25 protein-coding genes and 1 pseudogene are annotated in these 26,128 nt (G+C 34.5%); 17 read left to right on the top strand and 9 right to left on the bottom strand.

Annotated features, from left to right (window positions below):
• Together sufC and sufD are read left to right on the top strand one after the other, a co-directional pair.
• Positions 1-306 (top strand): annotated as a pseudogene (gene sufC / locus ABF281_RS04230) (Fe-S cluster assembly ATPase SufC); the annotation flags it as partial.
• Positions 307-365: 59 nt separating this feature from the next.
• On the top strand, positions 366-1,673 hold the full coding sequence (gene sufD / locus ABF281_RS04235; RefSeq protein WP_347180448.1) for a Fe-S cluster assembly protein SufD: 1,308 nt from the start codon (positions 366-368) through the stop codon (positions 1,671-1,673).
• A gap of 75 nt (positions 1,674-1,748) precedes the next feature.
• Here sufD and ABF281_RS04240 read toward each other — a convergent pair whose 3' ends face one another.
• Positions 1,749-3,953 (bottom strand): tetratricopeptide repeat protein, encoded by a 2,205-nt coding sequence (locus ABF281_RS04240; RefSeq protein ID WP_347180449.1) that lies wholly within the window; start codon positions 3,951-3,953, stop codon positions 1,749-1,751.
• Between the two features lie 65 nt (positions 3,954-4,018).
• The gene (locus ABF281_RS04245; RefSeq protein WP_347180450.1) at positions 4,019-4,837 is read right to left on the bottom strand and encodes an SUMF1/EgtB/PvdO family nonheme iron enzyme; all 819 of its coding nucleotides are present in this window, start codon (positions 4,835-4,837) and stop codon (positions 4,019-4,021) included.
• A 192-nt stretch (positions 4,838-5,029) separates the two neighbouring features.
• Between ABF281_RS04245 and ABF281_RS04250 the strand changes: the two genes are divergently transcribed.
• The 12 genes from ABF281_RS04250 to ABF281_RS04305 all read left to right on the top strand — a co-directional run bounded on the left by ABF281_RS04250 (position 5,030) and on the right by ABF281_RS04305 (position 17,295).
• On the top strand, positions 5,030-5,473 hold the full coding sequence (locus ABF281_RS04250; RefSeq protein WP_347180451.1) for a dCMP deaminase family protein: 444 nt from the start codon (positions 5,030-5,032) through the stop codon (positions 5,471-5,473).
• On the top strand, positions 5,460-7,019 hold the full coding sequence (locus ABF281_RS04255) for a S41 family peptidase (RefSeq protein ID WP_347180452.1): 1,560 nt from the start codon (positions 5,460-5,462) through the stop codon (positions 7,017-7,019). The genes ABF281_RS04250 and ABF281_RS04255 overlap by 14 nt, the downstream gene beginning before the upstream one ends.
• Complete coding sequence (locus ABF281_RS04260; RefSeq protein WP_347180470.1) at positions 7,016-7,771, top strand: UDP-2,3-diacylglucosamine diphosphatase; 756 nt, start codon at positions 7,016-7,018, stop codon at positions 7,769-7,771. Before ABF281_RS04255 ends, ABF281_RS04260 begins: the two co-directional genes overlap by 4 nt.
• 151 nt (positions 7,772-7,922) lie before the next feature.
• Positions 7,923-8,912 (top strand): MoxR family ATPase, encoded by a 990-nt coding sequence (locus tag ABF281_RS04265; RefSeq protein ID WP_347180453.1) that lies wholly within the window; start codon positions 7,923-7,925, stop codon positions 8,910-8,912.
• 84 nt (positions 8,913-8,996) lie between these two features.
• Entirely contained in the window at positions 8,997-9,863 is an 867-nt protein-coding gene (locus tag ABF281_RS04270) for a DUF58 domain-containing protein (protein ID WP_347180454.1), read from the top strand.
• 2 nt (positions 9,864-9,865) lie between these two features.
• Complete coding sequence (locus ABF281_RS04275) at positions 9,866-10,807, top strand: hypothetical protein (RefSeq protein ID WP_347180455.1); 942 nt, start codon at positions 9,866-9,868, stop codon at positions 10,805-10,807.
• Positions 10,794-11,795 carry a VWA domain-containing protein gene (locus tag ABF281_RS04280; RefSeq protein WP_347180471.1) on the top strand — a complete coding sequence of 334 codons (1,002 nt, stop codon included), beginning with the start codon at positions 10,794-10,796 and terminating at the stop codon, positions 11,793-11,795. Before ABF281_RS04275 ends, ABF281_RS04280 begins: the two co-directional genes overlap by 14 nt.
• Positions 11,796-11,804: 9 nt before the next feature.
• A complete protein-coding gene (locus ABF281_RS04285) occupies positions 11,805-12,845 on the top strand; it encodes a VWA domain-containing protein (RefSeq protein ID WP_347180456.1) in 1,041 nt (346 codons plus the stop codon).
• Between the two features lies 1 nt (position 12,846).
• Positions 12,847-13,671, top strand: a complete 825-nt coding sequence (locus ABF281_RS04290) for a DNA primase (RefSeq protein ID WP_347180457.1) — start codon at positions 12,847-12,849, stop codon at positions 13,669-13,671.
• A complete protein-coding gene (locus ABF281_RS04295) occupies positions 13,655-15,451 on the top strand; it encodes a BatD family protein (protein WP_347180458.1) in 1,797 nt (598 codons plus the stop codon). Before ABF281_RS04290 ends, ABF281_RS04295 begins: the two co-directional genes overlap by 17 nt.
• A 10-nt stretch (positions 15,452-15,461) precedes the next feature.
• Positions 15,462-16,214 carry a tetratricopeptide repeat protein gene (locus ABF281_RS04300; RefSeq protein ID WP_347180459.1) on the top strand — a complete coding sequence of 251 codons (753 nt, stop codon included), beginning with the start codon at positions 15,462-15,464 and terminating at the stop codon, positions 16,212-16,214.
• 175 nt (positions 16,215-16,389) lie between these two features.
• Positions 16,390-17,295 (top strand): TIGR01777 family oxidoreductase, encoded by a 906-nt coding sequence (locus ABF281_RS04305; protein ID WP_347180460.1) that lies wholly within the window; start codon positions 16,390-16,392, stop codon positions 17,293-17,295.
• On the opposite strand, the gene ABF281_RS04310 is transcribed toward ABF281_RS04305, so the two are convergent.
• Positions 17,296-18,105 carry an NAD(P)H-binding protein gene (locus ABF281_RS04310; RefSeq protein WP_347180461.1) on the bottom strand — a complete coding sequence of 270 codons (810 nt, stop codon included), beginning with the start codon at positions 18,103-18,105 and terminating at the stop codon, positions 17,296-17,298. It abuts the gene before it with no gap.
• The gene (locus ABF281_RS04315) at positions 18,089-18,610 is read right to left on the bottom strand and encodes a CvpA family protein (protein ID WP_347180462.1); all 522 of its coding nucleotides are present in this window, start codon (positions 18,608-18,610) and stop codon (positions 18,089-18,091) included. Before ABF281_RS04315 ends, ABF281_RS04310 begins: the two co-directional genes overlap by 17 nt.
• A 77-nt stretch (positions 18,611-18,687) precedes the next feature.
• Between ABF281_RS04315 and ABF281_RS04320 the strand changes: the two genes are divergently transcribed.
• On the top strand, positions 18,688-19,029 hold the full coding sequence (locus ABF281_RS04320; RefSeq protein WP_347180472.1) for a hypothetical protein: 342 nt from the start codon (positions 18,688-18,690) through the stop codon (positions 19,027-19,029).
• Between the two features lie 29 nt (positions 19,030-19,058).
• A complete protein-coding gene (locus ABF281_RS04325; protein ID WP_347180463.1) occupies positions 19,059-20,375 on the top strand; it encodes a redoxin domain-containing protein in 1,317 nt (438 codons plus the stop codon).
• On the opposite strand, the gene ABF281_RS04330 is transcribed toward ABF281_RS04325, so the two are convergent.
• The 3 genes from ABF281_RS04330 to ABF281_RS04340 form a co-directional block, all read right to left on the bottom strand.
• Entirely contained in the window at positions 20,376-20,738 is a 363-nt protein-coding gene (locus ABF281_RS04330; protein WP_347180464.1) for a YraN family protein, read from the bottom strand.
• A gap of 76 nt (positions 20,739-20,814) precedes the next feature.
• On the bottom strand, positions 20,815-21,792 hold the full coding sequence (locus tag ABF281_RS04335) for an LD-carboxypeptidase (RefSeq protein WP_347180465.1): 978 nt from the start codon (positions 21,790-21,792) through the stop codon (positions 20,815-20,817).
• 151 nt (positions 21,793-21,943) lie between these two features.
• Positions 21,944-22,669, bottom strand: coding sequence for a hypothetical protein (locus ABF281_RS04340; RefSeq protein WP_347180466.1), 726 nt, complete (start codon positions 22,667-22,669; stop codon positions 21,944-21,946).
• Between the two features lie 144 nt (positions 22,670-22,813).
• On the opposite strand from ABF281_RS04340, the gene metG reads away from it, so the two are divergent.
• Positions 22,814-24,874, top strand: coding sequence for a methionine--tRNA ligase (metG, locus tag ABF281_RS04345; protein WP_347180467.1), 2,061 nt, complete (start codon positions 22,814-22,816; stop codon positions 24,872-24,874).
• Positions 24,875-24,949: 75 nt separating this feature from the next.
• Here the strand turns inward: metG and ABF281_RS04350 are convergent, their stop codons facing one another.
• Both ABF281_RS04350 and ABF281_RS04355 read right to left on the bottom strand, forming a co-directional pair.
• Positions 24,950-25,381, bottom strand: coding sequence for a CBS domain-containing protein (locus tag ABF281_RS04350; protein ID WP_347180468.1), 432 nt, complete (start codon positions 25,379-25,381; stop codon positions 24,950-24,952).
• Between the two features lie 78 nt (positions 25,382-25,459).
• A partial coding sequence (locus ABF281_RS04355; protein ID WP_347180469.1) for a M24 family metallopeptidase occupies positions 25,460-26,128 on the bottom strand: 669 nt, incomplete at its 5' end.

The following is a 26,128-nucleotide window of genomic DNA, read 5'->3' on the forward strand; positions in this document are numbered from 1 at the left end:
GGTTTCTCTGGAGGAGAGAAAAAGCGTAATGAGATTTTTCAAATGGCAATGTTAGAGCCAAAATTAGCCATTTTAGATGAAACAGATTCAGGATTAGATATTGATGCCTTACGTATTGTTTCCAATGGAGTCAATAAATTAAAATCGAAAGACAATGCGGTAATTGTTATTACTCATTATCAACGTTTGTTAGACTATATTGTTCCAGATTTTGTTCATGTTTTAGCAGATGGTAAAATTGTAAAATCAGGAGGTAAAGAATTGGCTTTAGAATTAGAGGCTAAAGGATACGATTGGTTAAAGTAGATGGTATGGTAATGGTCCAGTGCCATGATCCAGGGTGACAACTTCACAAACGAAAAAAAATGAGTTTACAGAATAAATTAAAAGAAGCATTTAAGGTCACGACTAAAAATGTAACTGTAGAAGATTATAAAAAAGAAGCTTTTAAAGCTTTTTCTCAAAAAGGTTTTCCAACAACCAAAGATGAGGAATGGAAGTATACCAGCTTAAGAAGTATCTTAAAAAAGGACTACGGGATAGAAGCCGCTAAAACCAGTTCTATAGCCCCAGAAAAAATCGCTCCTTATTTGGTGGATGGGGTAGATTCCTATAAAATGGTTTTTATCGATGGTGTTTTTCATCCTTTATTGTCAGATGCGATTGACGAGATTTCTATGAAGTTATTATCACATGCAGTTGAAGATGCTTCTTATGAGAACATTTTTAAAACCAAATATAATAGTTTAGCCAAAGGACAGAGTAGTTTGACGGATTTGAATACTGCTTTTACCAATGAAGGGGTTATTATTGAGGTAGCGAAGAGTAAAATAGTGTCAAAGCCAATAGAGTTGGTTTATTTTGCTTCGGGTGAAACTACGGCGATGTTGTTACAGCCTAGAAATTTAATCATGGTGGGTGAAAATGCCCAAGTTAAATTTATAGAACGTCATCAATCTTTATCAAATGTAGCCACTTTTACAAACGCAGTCACTGAGGTATTTGTTGCTCAAAATGGGATTTTTGATTTATATAAAGTTCAGAACGACAAAGAAGATGCTTCTTTGGTAGATGCTACTTTTGTGTCTCAGGAAAGAGATACGATTGCATCTGTTTACACCTTTTCTTTCGGAGGAAATATCACTAGAAATAATTTGTCATTTTATCAAAATGGTTCCGGTTGTGATTCTATATTAAATGGAGTCACTATTTTAAAAGAGAATCAATTGGTTGACAATCACACTTTAGTTGCACACCAGTCTCCCGATTGTCAGTCCAACGAGACCTATAAAGGGGTTTACGGAGGAAATGCCACCGGGGTTTTTAATGGAAAAGTGATCGTAGATCAAGTAGCGCAAAGAATTAACGCTTATCAGCAAAATGATTCGTTGCTAATTTCAGACAAAGCCACCATCAATTCAAAACCTCAACTTGAAATTTTTGCAGATGATGTAAAATGTTCTCACGGTTGTACGATTGGTCAATTGGATAAATCAGCTTTGTTTTATATGCAGCAAAGAGGGATACCAAAATCAGAGGCTGAAGCGTTATTAACGTTTGCTTTTTGTTCTGATGCAGTCAAAGACATTAAAATTCCGGGATTGAAAAGGAAAATAAATCAATTGATGGCAGATAAATTGGAAGTGAATATTCAGTTTGACGAATTGTCATAAATGAAAGGATAAAATTATAAAAAACGCGCTCATTAAATCGAGCGCGTTTTTTTTGGTGTCAAATTTAAAATGAACCTATCTTTTTTTTGAGTCTAAAATTTGATAGAATTTTAAGTATTGTGGGTTGTTTGGTGCAATTTCTAAAAGTTGCTTAGTGTATTTTTTAGCAAGGTTTATTTCATCTACTTCATTGTGAATGTAAGCCATCAAATAAATTAAATCGGTGTTGTTTTTATTTCGATTGATTTGAGTTTTTAATATTGAAATCGCATTGTTTTCTTGTTGATTTTTGAAGTAAAGTAGGGCTAGGTTATATGCAATTCGATCATTGTTAGGCATGTATAGAATTGCTTTTTGTAGTTGAATTATAGCCTCATTTGGTCTTCCCAATTCGTTTAGCATTAAACCATATTCGTAATTTGTCAAGCCAAAACCAGGCTCTTGTTCGATAATGGTTTTGTATGCTTCCTCAGCTTTTAGGTACTCTTTTACTTGATAATATAAATTGGCCAGAGTAGTTCTTACAATATTATTGATTGGGTCTAATGTCAATGCCTGTTCTAAGGTTTCAATGGCTTTATGTTTTTTCCCAATTTTCTGATAGTATTCAGCACGTTTCATTCTACCACCAGTAAACTCGGCAGTTGCTTTCAACTGATTGGCAAATTCAATTTTAACGTTGTTATAAATTCCTTTATAGTTCTCTGGTATATTTGAAAAAGAAACCCCACTCAAGGCAAAAAAGGCCTTGACGCGAACGGCTCTTTTAGGATCTTTTAGCAGTGGTAAAACAGTTTTGTAATATTTCCCTGCGACATTTAAATCTCCTACCAAGTCTATTGTTGCAGCCTTTACTAAGGGAGATTTGTCTTGTAAAAATGCTAATACTTTAGGAATATTAATTTGTTCTGAATAATTTCTAAGGGAAGAAACTGCAGACGCTCTTGCAATATTTGGATAGATAGTATCCTGTGCCAGCATCATTAAACTATCTTTTCCTCCGACTCTTCCAAGTATACCCGGAGCTAATTTGTCTGAAAAATGGTTCTCTTTAGGAACACCGTATAGTTTCACAAACTGTTCATAAGCCCATTGATCCTCTTTGTCTTTGTGACAGCCAGTGCAGACGTTTGGAGTTCCATATTTAAGACTCAAATCGGGTCTTGGAATTCTAAAACTATGGTCTCTTCTAAAATCATTTCCCATATAATGTTTGCCAGGCATATGGCAATTGATGCATAAAGCTTGAGTTGTTCCCATTTGATGTTTGTGGTGGCGCTTTGTGTTAAAAGTAGCTTCCTCATGGCATTGTGTGCACAATCTATTGTCCTCATATTTTAGCTGGTTAGAATGTGGGTTATGACAATCTTTACAACTGACACCATTGTGGTACATTTTACTTTGTATGAAAGAGCCGTAGACGTAGTCTTCGTCTAGTATTTGTCCATCGGCATGGTATATGTTTTGTGTGATTAATTGAGGGAAATAATGATCTAAGAAAGTGCCTTGAGGCGTGTGGTTTAGGGTGACATTTTCTCTTCGTGCGTGACATCTTGCACAAGCGTCTACCAAAGCTTTAGAATTAACACCTATCATTTGCATACTACCATCAGTTTTGTAGTTTTCCCCATTTTTTAGAGCATGATTTACATGTTCTTTTCCCGGCCCATGACAGGCTTCACAACTCACATTTAGGATAGCAAAATTGGTTTTGTATAGGTGTTCTTTTTCATTGTAGTTTTTCTTTACGTTGGTACTATGGCAATCAGCACACATGGAGTTCCAGTTAAGACCTCCTCTGCTCCAGTGCAACCATTCTTGGTGAATAACTTTAAAATCAGGATACAAATCATACCATTTGTTTTTTTGAGTGTCATAGGCAGTTCTTAAACATTGATAATGTCCATCAGGAAAAAGTACGATGTATTGTTGTAGTGGGCTAATACCGAAAGTATAAAGGATCTCAAAATCGTGATTTTTACCATCACGTCCCTCAGTATTTACATAGAATTTACCTTCACGATTAAAAAAGGTAGAGGTAACACCTTGGCTTTTGTAAACCTCTCCATCAAAAGGGGCAATAATACTCAGTCTATTGGCCTTTTGCATTGACTTGTCATGGTGTGACCCTTCCCAATCTTTAAATTGATTTGGATGGCATTCTTTACATTTTTTACTACCTACATAATGTTTGTTGGGTATGCTATCGGTGTTTGTAAAAATCGTACTGGCATCTATTTTCCTATAATTGTTCTCTTGTTTTGGTTTACAGGAAACCATATATAAACCGAGTGTAAAATATAGTAGGATTTGTTTCAAAACAGTATGCTTAAAAAATTAGTGATTTATTTGGCACATCTAAAGCCCATATTAAATATGGAGGAGTCTACAGTGTTTTGAGCTCTAAAAGTATTGGTGTAACTTAACTCTAATGCTTTATCATACATAAAAGACCCACCTCTAGTAACTTTTACCTTTTTATTGAAAGCGTTGTCGGTGTTGTAGGGAGAAAATGTCGTAGCTGTCCATTGCCAAACGTTACCTACCATATCGTAAACCCCACTTTTACTTGCAGGAAAACTTCCAACAGGAGAGGTGTAAAGGTATCCATCAAGAACTTTTTGGTCCTGTATGGTTTTTCCATCCCAGACATTGGTCATGAAAGAGTTGTTTATTTTTGGATCATTTCCCCAAGGGTATTTCAAATTTTCTCCATTTTTAGCCGCAAATTCCCATTCGTATTCTGTGGGCAATCTTTTTCCAGCCCATTTGGCGTAAGCTGCAGCATCGTTCCAACTAACCTGAGTTACAGGATGATTGCCAATGGCTTTTTTTGCGTTAGGACCTAGAGGATATTCCCATGTAGCTCCGGAGCGTAGCATCCAGTTTAACTTTTCAAAGTCAAAAACCCCCGAGTCGCCGTAATTCTCAGCATCCGTTATATAGTTAGTTGCATTCACAAAAACGCTAAAGTCAGAAACGGTCACAAGGTAGACATCTAAATGGAAAGGAGCTACTTTAATATTGAATGCTGGACTCTCTAAGGGTGTTCTGTCGTTTGCACCGATTGTAATATTTCCTCCTTCAAAATAAATCATATCAGAATACGCATTAGCTTTTTCATTACTTACGCTGTCTATGCTGTGAATTTGAGCATTAGTCATTTTATTTTCTTTTTTGCTTTTGGAAGCCTCATTGCAAGAAAATAAAAAAGGAATAAATAAAAAGGAGAAATAAAATTTCATTTAATATAATTTGGTTGTCAATGCAATATTATCCATTTATATCTAAATTTGTGGTAAGATGTTGTAATAAGATGTTATTTTTGTGAAAAGACTATTGTAATACAAGCGTATATGGATAAGGTATTGGATAAAAAACAGTTGAAATACGATACAGCGTATTTGAAAATGGCTGCTGAGTGGGCTAAACTATCGCATTGTCAAAGAAAGCAGGTAGGCGCTCTGATTGTAAAAGACAGAATGATTATTTCCGATGGTTATAATGGTACTCCAACGGGTTTTGAAAATTGTTGTGAAGATGAACATTATGAGACCAAGTGGACGGTACTCCACGCCGAGGCGAACGCAATTCTTAAAGTTGCTTCCTCAACACAGTCTACTAAAAACGCGACCTTGTACATTACTTTGTCCCCCTGTAAAGATTGTAGTAAATTAATACATCAATCAGGAATTGAAAGAGTTGTTTATGCCAGAGAATATAAAGATACCACGGGGATAGATTTTTTAAGAAAGGCGGGGGTTAAATTATTGAAATTAGATATTGATGAAACAAAGTAACAATATTCCTTTTTATATTGGAGTTTCAATAGCTCTAGGTATTATTATAGGAAGTTTTTTTAACATTAAAAATACAGGGAGAATGTACCCTGTAAGTTCAGCGAATAGCGTAAGTAGTAAGTTAAATACTGCTTTAAAATTTATAGAAAATCAATATGTTGATGATGTTGATGTAGCGCAAATCACAGATGAATTGATTGCTGATCTTTTAGACAAGTTAGATCCTCATTCTGCCTATGCCTCTAAGGAAACTCAAGCTTATAACAGAGAAAACATGGCAGGAAACTTTGTGGGTATTGGAGTTCAGTTTGTGGTCAAAAAAGACAGTGTTATTGTGGTAAAAGTAATTCCAGGGGGTCCAAGTTTAAAAGCAGGTTTGCGAGCTGGGGACAGAATCATTATGGCAGACAAGGATACTTTGTTCGGCTCAGGAATTACAAATGATGCTATTGTGTCTAAGTTAAAAGGGATTGAGAATAGTCAAGTATTGGTGAAGGTATATAGACCAGGTAACAGGAAACCAATTGATTTTAATATTACTAGAGGTAAGGTTGCAATCAAAAGCGTTCCTGTATCTTTCAAAATATCTGACCGCTTAGGATATATAAAGTTAGTACGTTTTGCGATGACTTCTTATGATGAGTTTAAGCATGCCTTAGATCAATTACAAGCCCAAGGCATTCAGGATTTGGTTTTAGATTTAAGAGGAAATCCAGGAGGGTATATGCATGTTGCAGATCAGATTTGTGATGAATTTTTACCGGATGGTAATTTAATCGTTTACACAAAAAATAAGAGCGGACGTCAAAAAAATAATGTTGCTACTGCCAAAGGTTCCTTTGAAAAGGGTCGTGTTTATGTATTGGTGGATGAAAATTCAGCATCTGCGAGTGAGATCGTTTCGGGAGCTTTACAAGATAATGACAGAGGAACTATTATAGGTAGGAGGACTTTTGGGAAAGGACTGGTTCAGCAAGAATTAGATTTTAAAGATGGCTCTGCCATGAGATTAACTATTGCTAGATATTATACTGCCACTGGCCGATCGATTCAAAAACCATATGTAGATAAAGAAAAATATGAACATGAAGTTAGGAGTCGATACTTAGCGGGAGAATTATTTCATAAGGATAGTATTAAAGTAGTAGACTCCTTAAAGTACACCACACCAAAAGGTAAAGTTGTTTATGGTGGAGGTGGAATAATACCCGATATTTTTGTGCCGTTAGATACAATTAATGGCCTCAATTATTATGAGTTGAATCTTATCAATAACTTTGTTTATGGTTATTTAGATAAACACAGAAATGAATTAGAAGATTTTAATGAAAGTAATTTCATTACAAATTTTAAAGTTACCAAAGAAATAAAAAAAGAGTTCAAGCAATATGTTGCTCCTTACAAATTCACAAATCAAGAAATGTTAAACCACTTATTGAAAGAAAATTTTGCGAGCAATTTAATGGATGACCGTATTTATTATCAGTTGGTAAATCAGAGAGATCCTTATATTTTGAAAGTTAAATCATTACAACAAAACCAATAGATTTGAGCAATAAAAAAATTTACTTTGCTTCCGATCAACACTTTGGAGCTAAAAGTTCAGCAGAAAGTTTGCCTAGAGAAAAAGTTTTTGTCTCTTGGTTGAATACGATAAAAAATGATGCTGAAGTATTGTTTTTGTTAGGAGATTTATTTGATTTTTGGTTTGAATATAAGCAAGTAGTACCCAAAGGTTTTGTTAGGGTCTTAGGAAAGTTAGCAGAATTGAAAGATGCAGGGGTAGAAATACATTTTTTTGTAGGAAACCATGATTTATGGATGCATGACTATTTTGAAAAAGAATTAAACATTCCAGTCCATCGAGAGCCTAAAGCATTTACATTACAAGGGAAAACTTTTTTATTGGGTCATGGCGATGGTTTGGGTCCTGGTGACTATGGATATAAATTCATCAAGAAAATTTTCACCAATCCATTTTGTAAATGGTTGTTTGCTAGGTTACATCCAAATTTAGGAATGTCTTTAGGCTTTTATTTGTCTAGAGAGAACAAATCTATTTCTGGAGCTGAAGATGTTCATTTCCTGGGGGAACATAAAGAGTTCTTAATCTTGTACTGCAAGCAAGTTTTAGCCGAAAAACATTATGATTATTTTGTGTTTGGGCACAGACATTTACCTATGATTTTTGACTTATCTCAACAGTCTAAATACGTGAATACGGGCGATTGGATTACCTATAACACTTACGGTGTTTTAGATCAGGGAATCCTTAAAGTAGAGGAGTTTTTACCGTAAACTTAAGTATATTACACAAAAAAAGTCAGGATTTTTTCTTGACTTTTTTTGTGTATTAAAATCTGTCAAATTTACATAATTGACCTCAATGTTGTATTTTGGTACACAAATTGATTAATAATGTATCAGAATAAGATTAAAACCATACAAAATGGAAGTAGACGTAAGAGCCATCAGTGAAAAAATAGAAAGAGAAAGTGCATTCGTAGATTTATTATCTATGGAGATGAACAAAGTTATCGTGGGTCAAAAACACATGATTGATCGATTGTTAATTGGGTTGCTAGGGAACGGGCATATTCTTTTAGAAGGAGTTCCAGGTTTGGCTAAAACATTGGCCATAAACACCCTATCAAAAGCGGTAGATGGAGCCTTTAGTAGAATTCAATTTACTCCTGATTTATTGCCTGCCGATGTCGTTGGAACCATGATCTATAATATGAAAGAAAATGATTTTTCAATTAAAAAGGGTCCTATTTTTGCAAATTTTGTATTGGCAGATGAGATCAATCGAGCTCCTGCAAAAGTTCAGTCGGCTTTGCTAGAAGCCATGCAAGAACGACAAATTACGATAGGCGACGAAACATTTAAACTAGAAGAACCTTTCTTGGTCATGGCAACTCAAAATCCAGTAGATCAAGAAGGAACTTACACCTTGCCAGAAGCACAAGTTGATCGATTTATGTTGAAAGTAGTCATTGATTATCCAAAGTTAGAGGAGGAACAAATGATCATGAGAGCAAATTTATCAGGGGCATATGAACAGGTAAATCCAGTTGTTTCTCTAGAGCAAATTAGAAAAGCTCGAGAAATAGTTCAAGAGGTGTACATGGATGAAAAAATTGAGAAGTATATTCTTGATTTGGTTTTTGCTACTCGTTATCCAGAAAAGTATGGTTTAGAAAATTTAAAGGGATTGATTTCTTTTGGAGCTTCTCCACGAGGTAGTATTTCTTTAGCAAAAGCGGCCAAATGTCACGCGTTCATCAAACGTAGAGGTTATGTTATCCCTGAAGACGTTAGAGCAGTGGTATTGGACATTTTACGTCATCGTATTGGGATTACGTATGAAGCTGAAGCAGAGAATGTAACTGCTGAGGACATTGTTAACCAAATTGTAAATGTAGTAGAAGTGCCATAGTGGTTACTAGTTGTTATTTTTTGATTGTTTTTAACTAACCATCCAAATAACCATAACTGAGACGTCCAATAATCAATAGCCAAAATGGAAACCAAAGAAATCTTAAAAAAAGTTAAAAAAATTGAGATTAAGACACGTCGTTTGTCTGATCACATATTTTCAGGAGAATATCACAGTTCGTTTAAGGGGCGTGGAATGACTTTTAGTGAGGTAAAACAATATCAATTTGGTGATGATATTCGTAGCATAGATTGGAATGTCACTGCAAGATACAACGAGCCTTATGTAAAAGTTTTTGAAGAAGAAAGAGAATTGACGATGATGTTGATGGTAGACATCAGCGGTTCTGGAAATTTTGGAACAAAACAACAGTTTAAAAGAGAAACCCTTACAGAGATAGCTGCGACAATGGCTTTTTCCGCCATACAGAATAACGATAAAGTTGGGTTGTTGCTTTTTTCTGATGAGGTAGAGTTATACATACCGCCAAAAAAAGGAAAAAGTCATGTGTTACGTATCATTAGAGAAATGATAGAGTTTGAGCCTAAAAGTAAAAGTACAAACATCAACACAGCATTAAAATATGTATCTAATGTCTTAAAGAAAAAAGCTATCGTTTTTATCCTTTCAGATTTTATGGACGAAGGATATGAGCAAACACTAAAAATAGTTGCCAACAAACATGATGTTACAGGCATTAGAATATATGATCAATTTGATGAGGTTTTGCCTAAAATTGGTCTTGTTCCCATGGTAGATTCAGAGTCTGGGCAAACCAAACTAGTCAATACTTCTTTGAGAAAAGTTAGGCATCAATACCACCAGCAATTTACCCAATGGAAACATAATTTCGAGGATGCATTTAAAAAGAGCGGAGCAGGTGTGTTGAGTTGTCGTGTAGAGGAAAATTACGTAAAGAAATTATTGACGTATTTTAAACAACGAGGATAAATATGAAGCAAATCATTACAAGTCTTTTTATAGGTTTAAGTATTGTAGTAATGGCGCAAACCAAACCTTATATAGAGGTAAAAACAGATACTACAAACATTAGAATTGGGGAACAGATTAGTTACACCATATCCGCCCCAATTAACAGAAATGTTGTTTTTCCAAAGCTATCAAATTTAGAAGGGTTAGAAGTAGCTGAAGAATTAGGGGTAGACACACTTCAGAATGAGTTGTTAAAAAAATATTTAATCACTGGATTTGATAGCGGAGCTTTTTATATCAAGAAGCAACAAGTTTATATAGACGCTAAAGCGTATTTTACGGATTCTTTACTGATAAACGTTTCTACAATTTCTGTAGATACAGTAAAATTAGCTAAATATTATTCTGTGAAAGATTTAGAGGAAGAGGCCTATACATTTGGAGAATGGTGGTATTGGGTCAAAAGTTATGTATATATAGGATTAGCTGTTATTATCTTTGTCATCGCATTATACTTTTTGTTTCGAAATAAAAAAGAACCTGTAAAACAAAAGAAAATTGTTATTCCACCTTATATAGAAGCAACTAAAGAGCTAAAAAAATTAGAGAAAAAACAATTATGGCAAAACGATAAGGTTAAAGAATACTATTCTGAACTAACAGATATTGTAAGAAAGTATATTGGAAATGAATTGTTCATCCAAGCGTTAGAAACAACTACAGAGGAAATGATGACTTTATTGGTGTCAGAAAACAAACAACAGAAATTAGGACTGGATAAAGAGACGTTATCTATATTAAGAGATTTACTGTCTCAAGGAGATTTTGTAAAATTTGCCAAACAGAAACCCATAGAAATGGAAATTCAGGGCCATCGATCTAATGCCTCAAGTATTATTGAAACCATTCATAAGATTGTTGAATCAAAAAAGGAAGAAGTAGAAGATGATAAGCAACAGTAATTTTGAATTTACACAGCCCGGGTTTTTATGGATACTGGCTGTCATTCCTGTCTTAGCGATATGGTTGTATATCAGTAAAAATAGGAATCAAGCAAAGCTGTCTATTTCTTCTATAAAATCTGTACAAGCACCAAGCATATATAATCATATTTACAGCGCTTTGTGGGTACTTAGGGTAATGGCAATAGCTTTATTGATTGTTGCTCTGGCTAGACCAAGAAACGTTGGAGTTACAACCAAAAGCAAGAAGAATAGAGGAATAGATATTGTAATGGCTGTTGATGTTTCAGGATCTATGTTGGCAAGAGATTTGAAACCCAATAGACTGGAGGCGTTAAAAAACGTAGCGGAAGATTTTGTTGATAAACGCCCAAATGATCGGATTGGAGTAGTTTTGTACGCTGGGGAAAGCTATACAAAAACTCCAATTACGACAGACAAATCCATAGTAAAAAGAACGATAAAGTCTATTGCCTATGGAGGAATAGAAGATGGGACAGCGATTGGAATGGGACTGGGTTCTGCCGTAAATAGATTGAAGCAAAGCACGGCTAAGAGTAAAGTGATTATTTTGTTGACAGACGGAGTGAATACTGCAGGTTCAGTAGATCCTAAGTTGGCCACGGAATTGGCAAAAGGATTAGGGATAAAAGTTTACACTATTGGTGTTGGAACCAATGGTATGGCCGAGATGCCTTATGCTAAAGATTATAATGGAGAGTTAATTTATAAACCAATGCAAGTTGAAATTGATGAAAAATTACTGACGTATATTGGAGAGGAAACAGGGGGTAAATATTTCAGAGCTACATCGAATACAAAATTAAAGACCATCTATGATGAAATTGATCAATTAGAGACAACCGTAATAGAAGACTTAAAATATTATAATTACGATGAACTTTATAGAAATATAGTGATTATGGCATTGGCGTTGTTGATCATAGAATATGTACTTAAAAACACTTGGTTTAAAAGTTTTATATAAACTTAAATTATGCAAAGATTAGAAGCACCTATATATTTTTACATGCTATTTATATTGCCCCTGTTATTGGGGGTTTTGTTATATAAATTTTGGTGGCAAAAAAACACACAAAAGGCATTTGCAAGTTCTGAGTTGATTCAAAAATTAGCTCCTGATTATTCTACTTTTAAAGCAACAGTGAAGTGGTTGTTTTTGTCTTTGGGAATTACATCTTTGGTTCTAGCTCTGGTCAATCCAAAAATAGGAATAAAGTTAGAAACCGTGAAACGAGAAGGGGTGGATATTGTGTTTGCCTTAGATGTTTCAAAAAGTATGCTGGCTGAAGATATTGCGCCCAATCGTTTAGAGAAAGCAAAACAAATTATATCTAAAACAATTGATCAATTAGGGAGTGATAGAGTAGGTGTTATTATATATGCAGGAAATCCATACCCATTGTTGCCCATTACCACGGATCAATCTGCAGCAAGGCTTTTTTTGAAGAATGCAGCACCAGATATGGTTTCTAGCCAAGGGACAGCTATCAATGAGGCATTGAACATGGCTAAAACATATTATGACAATGAAGATCAAACCAATAAATATTTGGTCATTTTATCTGATGGAGAAGATCACGAAGAAGACACCATTGATAAAGCTGAAAGCATAGGTGAAGAAGGAATTAAAGTAATTACAATTGGAATTGGAACTGAAAAAGGAGGAGTGATTCCTGAGGTTGTAAATGGCTTCAAAAAAGGGTTGAAAAAAGATAAAAACGGAGAAGTTGTAATTACTCAAAGGCACGTAAAAGTTTTGCAAGAAATTGCCGCGAAAGCTAATGGTTTTTACGTTGATGGTAATAAAACTTCTACTTCTGTGAATAAAATTATTGAAGTGTTATCTAAAGCCAAAAAGACTGAATTTGAGTCTAAGCAGTTTTCTGAATACAAGAGTCAGTTTCAATGGTTTATAGGGCTAGGAATTATTTGGTTGGTCCTAGATATGTTTGTCTTTGAAAAGAAAACCAAATGGGTAAAAAAAGTTGACTTGTTTAATGAAAATAAGGAATAAAATGAAAAAGTTATGGGTGTTTTTTTTAGCGATTAGCTCATTTTCTTCTTTTTCACAAGAAGAAACAACGCTATCCAAAGAGAAATTGTACGAAGCAAAAAAACAATTGAGAGAGGGCAACAAACTTTATAGAACAAATAGGTTAGAAGACGCTACTATTGCTTACCAAAAAAGTTTGGCAGCAGAAGGCACTTATTACAAAGGGGCATATAATCTAGGGAATGCTTTGTTTCAGCAAAAAAAGTATAAAGAGGCAGGAGAACAATATCAATTGGCTAACAAATTAGCAAAGAAAAAAGAAGATAAAGCCAAAACAAATGAATTGATAGGAGATACTTTCAAAAAGCAAAAGAACTTAGAAAAAGCATTAGCATCATATAAACAGGCACTCCTAAAAAACCCTACGGATGATATATTACGTGAAAAATATGTAGCTGCTAAAAAAGAAAAGGAGAAACAAGATCAGCAGAGTGAAGACAATAAAGAAGATCAAAATCAAGACAATAAGGAGGATAAAGACAAAAAGAATAAAGATCAAGAAAACAAGAATGAAGAGGGAGATGACAAGGAAGACAAAGAGGGAGACCAGGACAAACAGGAGAAGGAAGATAATCAGGGAAATGACAAGGAGGATAAAGAAAATCAAAAAGGGCAGCAAAATGAGAATAAGCAAGAGCAGCCTTCTCCAACTAAAGAATCTAAACTCTCCCCTGAACAAATTCAACAACTGTTAGAGTCTATGAGCAATGAAGAACAAAAAACACAGGAAAAAGTAAACGCTCAAAAAGTAAAAGTAAAAAAAGATAATAATGAAAAAGACTGGTAATACATTTTTATTTCAAATTATTAATTTCTTCTTGTTTTTTATAAGTACAAGTTTGTTTGCACAGGTAAATCTAACTGCGAGAACAAGTAAAAAAACTTTAGGAGAAAATCAGAGATTTAGATTAGAATATAACATCAACAAACAAGATGCAGATAACTTCGAGCTTCCGAATTTTAAATATTTTAAGGTCGTCCAGGGTCCTAGTCAATCAGTTAGTAATTCATATTCCTATGTAAATGGTAAAGCTGAAAATAAATTTTCTAAAACCTATTCTTATCTTTTAGAACCACTCGCCAAAGGAACGTTTACACTCCCTCCAGCAACTATTGAATATCAAGGAAAAAAAGTTGCCTCTAATGCCATCACACTAAAGGTAGTAGACGCTATTGATTTGCCTAAAAACCCGAATGACCCAAATTATATTGCCAGTCAGAACGTAAAAATAGTGGTTACGATTTCTAATCAAAACCCCTATGTTGGAGAACCCATTTACGCTGAATATAGATTGTATGTGAATCAATTGAGTATAAACAATTATAGCGTTGATACTCCCCCCAATTACGAAGGGTTTTGGAGTCAAGTTTTGGAGAACGAGAACCCCACGTTTAAAGATGGAAAATATAAAGGTGAGCTTTGGAAATATGCAGTTTTACACAAGGTGGTGTTGATTCCACAAAGCAGCGGTGTGTTAACCGTAAATCCAATGTCTGCCAATTTAGTTGTTGGTGTACCCACGGGAAGAGGAGATTTTTTTGGAAATATGATCACTAGAAATGTAAGTCAAAAATTTATTTCTCAAAAAAGAGTAATCAATGTTAAACCTTTGCCTTTAGAAGGAAAGCCGAAAAGTTTTAACGGAGCTGTTGGTGATTATTCATACGAGGTAAATACCAGTAGGTCTGTTTTTAAAGCCAACGAATCGGCTCAAGTTAAAGTAAAAGTATCAGGAAAAGGGAACTTAAAGTTGTTTGAATTGCCAAATGTGATTACACCAAGAGAATTAGAAGTCTATGATCCCGAGCGTAAAGAAAAAGTTAGTGTTACTGCAACAGGATTAAGGGGAAGTGTTGAGAATGCTTACACCGTTGTTCCTCAGTATAAAGGTAAATTTAAAGTACCCTCAACTTCTTTTAGTTATTTTAACCCTAAGGACAATAAATATTACACCATAACTTCAGATGAAATTGTCTTAAACGTAACCGAAGGAAAGGATTTAGCAACTAGCTTAGGGGAGGATTATAGCCAAGGCGCCTTGAAGCAGACAGTTAAAGCAATTGGAGATGACTTTAGATATATCTTGACCTCAACAAATTTACAAAGAATACAAAAAGAAGATTTTTACAAGACAAAGTTGTTTTATGTTTTGTTGTTGTTGCCTTTGTTTATCATACCGTTAGGGTTGTTTGCCTCGAGAAAGCAGAGAGAATTGAGTAGAGATATTCGAAGAAAGAAGTATAGAAAATCGGATAAATTGACAAGAAAATATTTGGCAAGTGCTAAAAAAGAACTCGGTAACAGAGCTACCTTTTATAGTGCTTTAGAAAAAGCCTTACATCATTATTTAAAAGCAAAATTACAGATAGAAACTACTGAAATTAGTAAGGACAGCATTGCGGAAATATTAACAAGAAAAAAAGTGTCTGATGAGGGAATCACACAGTTTATAGAGGTTTTCAGTGCTTGTGAATTTGCTAGATATGCAGCATCATCGGATGAAAAAATGAAGGAAGATTTTGACAAAGCGAAGCAAGTCATTACAGAATTAGATAAAAACTTATAAAACCAATATCATGAAAAATTTCATACTAGCGATTCTTCTACTAGCCATTGGTACAGTTCAAGCGAAAACGCCCCAAGAATTCTTTGAACAAGGAAATATACAATATCAAGAAGAAAAGTACAACGAAGCAATAGAGACGTACCTAAAAGTAATCAATCAAGGCTACGAGTCTGTTGAGGTTTACTTTAATTTAGCCAACGCATATTACAAGACAAACTTTACGGCAGAGGCGATATATTTTTATGAAAAAGCACTGGCATTAGATCCTGCAAAAATAGACGTAAAGGTTAATCTAGAATATGCCAACAGGAGTATTATCGACAATATAAAAGCGGTCCCTAAATCTACGTTTGATAAATTTAATGATTTATTTTTAGCGGTTTTTCCATATGATACTTGGGCTATTTTGGCGGTTTCATGTTCCTTAATAGCTGGGCTTATTTGGATGCTTTTCTTTTTTAGTACGCAGCCGAGTGTCAAAAAATTATACTTCACACTAGCGACGATCACAAGTCTTTCTTGCTTGATCGGTTTAGTTATTACAGCACAACAATACAAAAGAAAGCAAAACACAACTTATGCGATTGTATTTGCAAATCAAGTTGAAGTGAAAAACGCACCAAGAGAAAGTGCTACTGAAAATTTTGTGTTACACGAAGGAACAAAAGTTAGCGTAATTGATGTGATTGGGGACTGGGAGAAAATCAAACTTACTGACGGTCAAGTCGGTTGGATTTCTAGCCAAGCGATTAAAAAATTGTAATGAAGAAAATTGTTGGTCTCACCCTGATGTATGCATTAAAAGGAAACACAGGTAGTCAATTTTCATAGAATGGGTGGGTCAAGCATAATTATTTTAAATAACGAGGCTTTCTTTTTTTGCCTTTAGGGTAGTCCGTTTGTTTCGTACCTTTAACAATAACTTTACAAGTTGATTTATGACAAAAGTTTTAATTACAGGAGGAACAGGATTAGTAGGTGAACATCTTCAAAAAGTGTTCTTAGCAGAAGGCTATAAAGTCGTCATTTTATCGAGGACAAATAAAAAATCTGATATTGAAAATTTGTCATACGCACATTGGAATGTGCCCCACCAGAAAATAGATGTGGCAGCAGTTTGTAGTGCAGATCATATTATTCATCTTGCGGGTACCAATATTGGTGAAGGAAGGTGGACTCAAAAGCAGAAAAAAAGTATTGTCGATAGTAGAGTAGATACGGCTGCTTTTATTTTTAAAACGCTCAAAGAAAACAAGCATCAAGTCAAAACATTTATTTCTGCGTCAGGTGCAGATTGTTACGGAGTAAAAACAACAAGTCTTGTGCACAAAGAGTCTGATGATTTTGGAACAGATTTTTTAGCAGACGTCTGTCAGAAATGGGAGAAAGCGGCAGAAAATTTCGTAGAGTTGGGAATTAGAACGGTTTATTTAAGAACCGGATTGGTTTGTGCAACTAGCGGTTCAGCATTACAAAAAATGGCAATACCAATTAGAATGGGGTTTGGTAGTGCGCTAGGAACAGGTAAACAAGTCATGTCTTTAATTCATATTGAGGATTTGTGTAATCTATATCTACATGCATTGAAAAGTGATCGTGTGCAAGGAGCGTATAATGCTGTTTCTGTAAACAGTACCAATCTACAGGTGACCAAACAAATGGCTTCCATTTTGCATAGACCCCTATTTATGCCAAAAGTACCAGCTTTTGTGTTGAACAATCTTTTTGGTGAAATGGCTACTATTCTACTTGAGGGTAGCGCAGTGGACAACACAAAAATAAAATCAACAGGTTTTTCTTTTAAGCATCAAGATTTAAAAACGATATTAGAAAATACGATTTAATTATTTTCTAAAAACAGATAAGGATTCTAATAAGTCTGGGTAAACAAAAACATAGTTTAAATCTTCTTGTGTTTTTTGGTTTGAGATGATCTTAAAACTATCTAATTCTTCCTTAAATATGGCGGGTTTTTTTCCTAATTGAGTGGTTGCAAGCTCATAGAAGTCCTTTTTCGATGGGTGGGTACTCGCCACTGCATTATAAGTAACATTCCACTTTTGTTTTTTGAGGACAGTCTTTATAATACCGATACAATCCTCTAAGTGGATTAAGTTTACAGGAGCCAGTCCGTTTTTAACGATTCTGTCATCTTTAAAAAAATGGCCAGGATTTCTATTACCACCTATTAATCCTGCGAAGCGAATAACAGTAGTGTCAAAGCGAGAGTTGTTCTTAAACAACGTTTCAAAATCAATTAATTCTTTTTTTGCAGGATTTACTTTAAAGTTTTCAGTCGAGGTAATTTCTCTATTTACTTCTGCGTATACTGCTGTTGAGCTGACGAAAATAACGTGTTTTATGGAAGATTGTTCTAAAGATTTGATCAGGCTTTTATAAGTATGATAAAAAGGTTTTTGTCTTCTGAAAGGAATGTTGATTAAAAGGATTTCAGATTGTATAAAATGTGGCCAATTCCCATCAATTTTATCCTCAATATTCAATACGTAAGGTTGAATTTGATTTGAGAGTAAAACTTCTAATTTATCAGTAGTAGTGGTGCTTCCTTTGACTGTAAATCCATCATCGACAAGAGACTTTGCTAGCGGAAGACCCAACCAGCCACAACCCAAAATACTAATTGATTTCTTCATTTTTGTTTTCTTTAAAATCGTCTAGTTTATCTAGTAAAACAGGAAAAACAGTAGTCGCTAGCTTTTTTGTGGGTTTGTATAGAATAGACTGTTCCATTTCTTCATCTCCGACAAACGGAATCATTACATTAATTTTTTCAAACCAACCGATTAGAACACTTAAGATGAGCGCTAGTTTTAAAGCTCCAAAAACACCCCCTAGAATTTTATTGATCAAACCTAGTGCGGCTAGAGAAGCTATTTTAGTTAGTAATTTTCCTACTAAAGAAATTAAGACAACAATCAGAACAAATGTAATGGCAAAAGCAGCAAGGGATATGTATTTTGCTTCCCAGGTTACAGATTTCATAAGAAAGCCTTTGGCATAAAAAGAAAAGTGAATCGCTCCATATACACCAGCAATTAAAGCAATCAATGAAGCCATTTCAACAAAAAGCCCCTTCATCAAACCTTTTACAAAACCAAAGAGTAAAATGACAGTAATGACAATATCAAGAACCTCCATATTATAAATTTAATTCAAAGATACAGTTTTATGGTTTTACCCTATAAGACTTCTTATATTTGTATAAAAAAGTAACAATGGTAAATGATGAGCAGTTAAAATTACGTTGGCATGAAGTAGTGAAAGATTTGTCTGACCAATTCGCGGATGGTGACACTTTGGATGTTGATGCCATCTTATATTTGATTGGAGTTCAAGAGTTGGGTCAGGGACATAAGGTTTTTAAAAAAGACGAGAAATTAAATTTAATGCACATCGCTATCTGTAGGTTACTAGAGCCCTATGGTTATTATGAATTTGAATATTTTGATGATGACGGTTGGCCTCATTATAATGCTTTAGAAAGTTTACCAAATTTAAAACCAGGAGAGCAAACTTTATTGATGAAGGAGGCAATTGTTAGGTATTTTGGCGAATAGTTTTGAAATAATTTATGACTAGTAATCATATGCAAAAAATCCTTTTTTTCTTACTGTGTATTGCTTTTCAGTTTCTAGGAGCACAAAATATGGTGTCTGGAAAATTTACGGATCAAAACTCTGTTAAAGACGTTGCGTTGTATCGAATTATTGATGGCAACCCTGATTACATCAAGTATACAAATGTAGAATCAAAGCAGTTTTCTTTTTCAATGGAAGGACTACCTAAGGGTGTTTACAGGGTTTTATACCAAAATATCAAAACGGGGTATGTTGATTTTATTTACAACCATGAGTTGGTCAATTTTACCATAAACAGTTCAGAGGGACAATCTTCTGTTGAATTTTTAGCTTCCAAAGAAAACCAGTTGCTACAAGCTTATCAATACAGTGTTGGGCAGTTACAAAACAAATTAGATTCAGTTCAAATTTCATATTTTAAAAACCCAAAAACAAGTAGATCAAAATATCAAGAAATAAAGGAAAAAGTTGACGGAGCGCAACAATATTATGAAGAATTGGCAAAAGAGTATTACTGTTTAAGTTTCATAAAAGCCTCAAGAAGGCACAATGCTCCCCTACCATTTTATTTACCAGACGAATATTTAAATCATATCATAAAGTCTTTTTTAGAGGGGTTAGATTTTCAAAATTTAATATTGAGAAACTCCATGTTCATCAAAAAGAGACTAAACACTTATGTTTTTTATTTGCATCAAGTAGAAGCAATTGATCAACAGAATGAATTGTATTTGCGTGCGATTGAAAAAATATTAGCCAAAACGAAGGAGGATATATTTAAAGAACATGTATTGCGTTGGTTCATGACGGTGTTTTTGAAAAAACAGAATAGTGAGGTTCTGTCCTCTTTAATCAATTTGTACAAGACCATTCCAGAAGAATTTCGAAACAAAACATTACTTTCAACCATTGAGATCCAATCGAAGACTATGGTAGGGCAAATAGCTCCTGATTTTAAAATTTCAGACCAAGAAAGTTTGCACTCTCTAGAGGGAAACAACAATTATCTAATCATTTTTTGGAGTAGCGAATGTCCTCATTGTTCAGAGGAGTTGCCAAGAGTTGAAGAAATAACCAACAATCATAAAAACACAACGGTCATTACGATTGCTCTTGAAAACGAATCCTCTTTGGCAAACTGGCGTGAGATAATAAAAGCGCAGTACAACGATTGGAAAAACATCGTTGCTTTAGGAAAATGGGATAGTAAAGAGGCAATCGTTTACGATATACATGCAACACCCTCTTATTTTCTATTAGATGAAAACAAACAAATTATAGGCAAACCTCATGATTTCTCAGCGGTCAGAGAAATGCTGAAGTAATTATTCAAAACTTAAAAAAGCTTCTTTGATATGTTTTATGTCGGTTTTTTGGTTGTTTTTGACAATAGCAATGATATCAAAACGAACTTCGACATCTAAATTTCTTTTTTGTACGTAAGCATCAGCAGCAGTGATGAGCAGTTTTATCTTAGATTTGGTAACAAATTCCTCAGGACTTCCAAAAGAATCTGTACTTCTTGTTTTTACTTCTATGATAGCAAGAGTCCTGTTTTGATGTGCAATGAGATCAACTTCTGCTTTCAAATAACGCCAGTTTTTTTCAAGAACTGTATATCCGTTCTCCGTTAAATATTTAGCAGCTAATGCTTCACCAAAGTTTCCTAAATCGTTGTGAGTCGCCATGAGTTTTGTCTTAGAAGTTGTTTTTGTTGCCAAAGATGTAAAACAACAAATCAGCCCTTATAAACCAAACGAAATTTTACTTTATAAATTGAATGGAAGAGTTGTTTTTATCAATCTCCATATAAATCTCAGAACCGAAAATAAGGCCCAGGTTTTTTAGTTCGTGACCCGCAGGGAAATCAAATAAAACGGGTATGTTATATTTTTCTACAAGGCTTAAAATGATTTCTTCTATGGTTTGTCCAAATTCAGGGTAATTTTTTTTTGTATCAGTAAAATTTCCAACGACAAGCCCAGCACATTCTTCAAAATATCCTTTTCTGTCCAAAGCTCTCAAAAGTCGATCAATATGATATTTATATTCTCCAATTTCTTCAATAAAGAGAATTTTATTCTTGGTCGAAAAGCAGCTATTTGTACCGACCATGTTTTCTAAGATGGTTAAGTTTCCACCGACCAATACTCCTTTGCAAGTTCCTGATTTGTTAGAGGGATTTGAACGTATTTTATAATGAGGTAAGTTACCTTGTAAAATGTAGTGTAGCTGTTCTATGCTTTCTTCAATGGCAAGATAGTTTTCTTTAAAATTGATAGGCATAGGAGCGTGAATAGATTGGAATCCTAGATTGTGTAATTGATTGTGAAACACAGTAATGTCAGAATAGCCAACGATCCATTTCGGGTGTTTGGCAAAGTTATTAAAATCCAATTGATCTATAATTCTTACCGATCCGTACCCTCCCCGAGCACACCAAATAACTTTGGCAGTAGGATGGTCTAGTGCCCATTGAAAGTCTTTTGAGCGTTCATCATCTGTCCCGGCAAAATGGTGATATTCGTTGAAAACGGCATCTCCAATACTAACATTATATCCCCAGTTTTCAAAAGTTTCTTTTGCTTTTTGAATGGCATCCTGTTGTTTTATAATTCCAGCAGGGGAAACAATTAAAATGGTATCTCCCTTTTGTAAAAAATCAGGAGTTTTAAAAGTGATGTTTTGACTGTTCATGGTAGTAATCACAAAGAAAAAAATGAGCCTAAAATAGGTTTTCATAAACTGAGTTTGTTGTTCAAAAATAAGGAATTACTGTGAACTAATTTTATCGAAGGGTTTTAAGTTAGCTGAAATGGTGAAATCATTTCCAATAAGAAATCAATACATTAAGTGAAAAACTAGAATCATTTGATTATAAATTAGCAATCGATTAGAATGTAACCGTGTAGCTAACATAGGGTAGAGCCAATATTCCACTTAAAAAAGGGGTGGTAAATGCTCCAATATCTAAAGCATTTTTTCTAAGAGCAAGCCGAATTCCGTGTATTCCAGAATAATAATAATGGTTCTCACGGTCATCGCTTAAAAAGTTTTCGGTAATGAATGAAACCACTCTGTTGATTTTATGGGTTCCCGATACAATATAACGAGGAAATGATGAGTTTTCATTCTGATTGTTTTTTTCTAAGACATGAGTAGCTGAGAAACTAAGATTTGATTTGTGATCTCCAAAAGTAAGAGTACCTAGACCTAAACCCATTAAGCTTCCTTGTGGAAAACTTACAATTTTAATTTCGGCGCTCACAAATATATATTTAGCAATTGGTAAACTGGCCTTTGCATGTGTAAAGAATAAGAATTCATCAAAGACAAATAAAGGGCTATAAGAAAAACCTACGGAGATGTAATCACTAATTCCATGCTGTATGGAGTTGATTGCTAAAACAGTATTGCTGTAGTATCCAGTGTTTTTTTTAAGAGGAATAGCCGAGTTGGTCATGAAATATTTAGAAGGAATAGAGCGGGTATATTTTTCTTCTTTCGTTTGTTGTGTATTTTCTATTTTAGCATCTAGCACTTTTGGTTTGTCTTTTGTTTGAGCATAGCTAGAGCAAAAGCAAAAAAAGAAGAGAATTTGATAAAATATAGGTTTCATGTTTTTTATTCAAGATACAAATAAAACTAGTAAACGTTAAATAATTAATTTTTCTTTTGGTCAAATCATTTTGATCTTTCAACCCTCTATTTTATAATCTTTCAACTCAGAATTGTATTTTTGCTCATTAAAATAATGTAATCCATGAATAATCCTAAAAGATATACCGTCACAACTGCTTTACCTTACACCAATGGACCTATACATATTGGTCATTTGGCTGGAGTTTATGTGCCTGCCGATATTTATGTACGTTATTTACGTAACAAAGGAAAAGATGTAGCTTTTGTAGGAGGATCAGATGAACATGGAGTACCCATTACGATCAAAGCAAAAAAAGAAGGAGTAACACCTCAAGACATAGTTGATAAATATCATGAGATCATCAAGCAGTCTTTTATAGATTTTGGTATTTCTTTCGATAATTATTCTAGAACATCTGCTTCAATACATCATGAAACGGCTTCTGATTTTTTTACGAAGTTGTACGAAGAAGGAGCGTTTATAGAAAAAGTTGAACACCAGTTGTACGATAAAGAAGCCAATCAGTTTTTGGCAGATAGATTTGTGATAGGAACTTGTCCTAAATGTGGAGATGAAAATTCTTATGGAGATCAATGTGAAAAATGTGGAACGTCTCATAACGCAACCGATTTAATCAAACCAAAATCAGCAATTACGGGTAACATACCCACAGTTAAAGAAACCAAACATTGGTTTTTACCTTTAGACAAACATGAAGCTTTTCTAAAACAATGGATTTTAGAAGGCCACAAAGACGATTGGAAACCAAACGTATATGGACAAGTAAAATCTTGGATAGATGACGGCTTGAGGCCAAGAGCGGTAACACGTGATCTAGACTGGGGAATACCGGTTCCTGTAGAAGGTGCATATGGAAAGGTTTTATATGTTTGGTTCGACGCACCCATTGGATACATTTCATCTACCAAAGAATGGGCAGCAGCCACAGGGAAAGATTGGACTTCGTACTGGAAAGATAAAGACACCAAGCTGGTTCATTTTATTGGAAAAGATAACATTGTATTCCATTGTATTATTTTTCCTGCGATGTTAAAAGCACACGGAGAATACATCCTGCCTGAAAATGTACCAGCTAACGAGTTTTTAAATTTAGAAGGAAATAAATTGTCAACTTCAAAAAACTGGGCAGTTTGGCTCCATGAATATTTAAAAGAATTCCCGGATCAGCAAGATGTATTGCGTTATGCCTTGACCGCTAATGCACCCGAAACAAAGGATAACGATTTTACGTGGAAAGATTTTCAAGCAAGAAATAATAATGAGTTGGTTGCTATTTTTGGAAACTTTATCAATAGAGTTGTAGTCCTAACCAATAAATATTACGAAGGAATCGTACCCTCTCCTTCAGATTTTTCTGAATTGGACCAAGATGTATTGGCAGAGGTTAAAGAATTTCCTAATAAAATTTCAAAATCTATGGAACGATATAGATTTAGAGAGGCGTTAATGGAAATGATGAACTTGGCTCGTCTAGGAAACAAATATTTAGCAGATGAAGAGCCTTGGAAATTGGTAAAAACCGATGAAGCTCGTACCCAAACCATTATGTACGTAGCGTTACAAATAGCTGCAGCATTGTCTGTATTATCTGAGCCATTTTTGCCCTTTAGCGCCATAAAATTAAAAAGGATTTTAAATCAACAAGGCGTATTTAATGCTTGGGAGGACGTTGAGCACAAAGAGGTTTTAATTCCTGCAGGACATACCATAGGCAAAGCAGAATTGTTGTTTTCAAAAATAGAAGATGCTCAAATTCAGGCGCAAATAGACAAATTAGAAGCTACAAAATTAGCAAATGCTGCCGAAGTAAAAGATGTAGCGCCACAGAAAGAAATCATAAGTTTTGAGGATTTCACCAAACTAGACATCAGGACAGGAACAATTGTAGAAGCTGAAAAAATGCCAAAAGCTAAAAAGTTATTGGTGTTAAAAGTAGATACAGGAATAGACATAAGGACAATTGTTTCTGGAATTGCTGGGAGTTACAAGCCAGAAGATATTATAGGGCAAAGAGTATCCGTTTTGGTCAACTTGGCACCAAGAAAATTACGTGGTGTAGACAGTGAAGGGATGATTTTAATGACAGATACCAAAGACGGGAAAGTGTCATTTATTGCGCCTTCTGAAGGGGATATAGCCAATGGAGAATTTATTAGCTAGGACAAAGAACACAATCCAAATCTCCGTTTTTAAATAGAGTTCAAAAATGGAGATTTTAGAGATGAATTTGCTGTTTTATTTCATTTCCAAAGCTGCTTTAAGCACATCTTTTCTACTAATTTGTCCAATAATCTTGTTTCCGTCTGCTACGGGAAAACGGTTTCTTCTAGAAGTACAAAATTGATTAGCCGCATCAAAAATATTGGTATCTCCATTAATAGTTTCTATAATAGTCTCCATGTATTCTTCTACCGTTTGGTCGTGTAAAGGAATATTATAATACCTGCTATTTGCGATTTTTCTCATGCAATCTCCCTCTGAGATCATCCCCAGAATTTCATCATGTTCATTTACAACACAAGCTCCTGCAATATTATTGGTCACCAATAATTGCATGGCTTCTCCGATGCTTAGTTTTGGAGTAAAAGTGATCAATTGATTTCTAGGTACCATATAATCTGATACCAAAATTTTTTCTTCCTTGGTGATCGTTTTTTTTATTGCCATATGATTTTTTTAAAAGTTGGAATCCTAAGATAACGTTTATTTTTGTTGAAATCAATTTTTTTTGGGCTGCAAAGTTGTTTAGGTATTCATAAGGCTTTCTATTTCTTCTATTTCTATAGGTATGTTTTTCATCAAATTTAGGGGTTCTGTGTTTTTTTGAAGGACTACATCATCTTCAAGTCTTATCCCTAAATTTTCTTTAGGGATGTAGATCCCAGGTTCAACAGTTAAAACCATATTGGCTTTCATTTCTTTTTCAAAATCTCCATAATCATGGGTGTCCAATCCCAAATGGTGAGAAGTTCCATGCATAAAATATTTTTTATAAGCAGGGTTTTCTTGGCTTTGGTTTTGAAGGTCTGCTTTGTCTAATAACTTGAGTTTAACCAATTCTGAGGTCATCAATTTTCCTATCTCTTCGTTATATACTTTCCATGCTGTTCCTTCTTTAAGCATTTTGGTGGCTTCTTTTTTTACGTGTAATACAGACTGGTATACAGATTTCTGACGATCGGTATATGTACCATCAACAGGAATAGTCCGAGTCAAGTCACTAGAATAGTTGGCATATTCAGCAGCTGTATCCATTAAGATTAAGTCTCCAGAGTTGCATTTTTTGTTGTTTTCTATATAGTGCAAAATACAGGCAGAATAGCCAGAAGCAATGATAGGAGTATAGGCAAAACCTTTAGATCGATTGCGGATGAACTCATGAATCATTTCAGCTTCAATTTCATATTCCCAGAC

Source organism: Wenyingzhuangia sp., from assembly GCF_039768515.1.
GTDB lineage: Bacteria > Bacteroidota > Bacteroidia > Flavobacteriales > Flavobacteriaceae > Wenyingzhuangia.

Bases quoted from the DNA above. Each gene is read 5' to 3' on its own strand.
- sufD (WP_347180448.1), top strand. From the start codon at position 366: ATGAGTTTACAGAATAAATTAAAAGAAGCATTTAAGGTCACGACTAAA.
- ABF281_RS04240 (WP_347180449.1), bottom strand. From the start codon at position 3,953: ATGGTTTCCTGTAAACCAAAACAAGAGAACAATTATAGGAAAATAGAT.
- ABF281_RS04245 (WP_347180450.1), bottom strand. From the start codon at position 4,837: ATGACTAATGCTCAAATTCACAGCATAGACAGCGTAAGTAATGAAAAA.
- ABF281_RS04250 (WP_347180451.1), top strand. From the start codon at position 5,030: ATGGATAAGGTATTGGATAAAAAACAGTTGAAATACGATACAGCGTAT.
- ABF281_RS04255 (WP_347180452.1), top strand. From the start codon at position 5,460: ATGAAACAAAGTAACAATATTCCTTTTTATATTGGAGTTTCAATAGCT.
- ABF281_RS04265 (WP_347180453.1), top strand. From the start codon at position 7,923: ATGGAAGTAGACGTAAGAGCCATCAGTGAAAAAATAGAAAGAGAAAGT.
- ABF281_RS04270 (WP_347180454.1), top strand. From the start codon at position 8,997: ATGGAAACCAAAGAAATCTTAAAAAAAGTTAAAAAAATTGAGATTAAG.
- ABF281_RS04275 (WP_347180455.1), top strand. From the start codon at position 9,866: ATGAAGCAAATCATTACAAGTCTTTTTATAGGTTTAAGTATTGTAGTA.
- ABF281_RS04285 (WP_347180456.1), top strand. From the start codon at position 11,805: ATGCAAAGATTAGAAGCACCTATATATTTTTACATGCTATTTATATTG.
- ABF281_RS04290 (WP_347180457.1), top strand. From the start codon at position 12,847: ATGAAAAAGTTATGGGTGTTTTTTTTAGCGATTAGCTCATTTTCTTCT.
- ABF281_RS04295 (WP_347180458.1), top strand. From the start codon at position 13,655: ATGAAAAAGACTGGTAATACATTTTTATTTCAAATTATTAATTTCTTC.
- ABF281_RS04300 (WP_347180459.1), top strand. From the start codon at position 15,462: ATGAAAAATTTCATACTAGCGATTCTTCTACTAGCCATTGGTACAGTT.
- ABF281_RS04305 (WP_347180460.1), top strand. From the start codon at position 16,390: ATGACAAAAGTTTTAATTACAGGAGGAACAGGATTAGTAGGTGAACAT.
- ABF281_RS04310 (WP_347180461.1), bottom strand. From the start codon at position 18,105: ATGAAGAAATCAATTAGTATTTTGGGTTGTGGCTGGTTGGGTCTTCCG.
- ABF281_RS04315 (WP_347180462.1), bottom strand. From the start codon at position 18,610: ATGGAGGTTCTTGATATTGTCATTACTGTCATTTTACTCTTTGGTTTT.
- ABF281_RS04320 (WP_347180472.1), top strand. From the start codon at position 18,688: ATGGTAAATGATGAGCAGTTAAAATTACGTTGGCATGAAGTAGTGAAA.
- ABF281_RS04325 (WP_347180463.1), top strand. From the start codon at position 19,059: ATGCAAAAAATCCTTTTTTTCTTACTGTGTATTGCTTTTCAGTTTCTA.
- ABF281_RS04330 (WP_347180464.1), bottom strand. From the start codon at position 20,738: ATGGCGACTCACAACGATTTAGGAAACTTTGGTGAAGCATTAGCTGCT.
- ABF281_RS04335 (WP_347180465.1), bottom strand. From the start codon at position 21,792: ATGAAAACCTATTTTAGGCTCATTTTTTTCTTTGTGATTACTACCATG.
- ABF281_RS04340 (WP_347180466.1), bottom strand. From the start codon at position 22,669: ATGAAACCTATATTTTATCAAATTCTCTTCTTTTTTTGCTTTTGCTCT.
- metG (WP_347180467.1), top strand. From the start codon at position 22,814: ATGAATAATCCTAAAAGATATACCGTCACAACTGCTTTACCTTACACC.
- ABF281_RS04350 (WP_347180468.1), bottom strand. From the start codon at position 25,381: ATGGCAATAAAAAAAACGATCACCAAGGAAGAAAAAATTTTGGTATCA.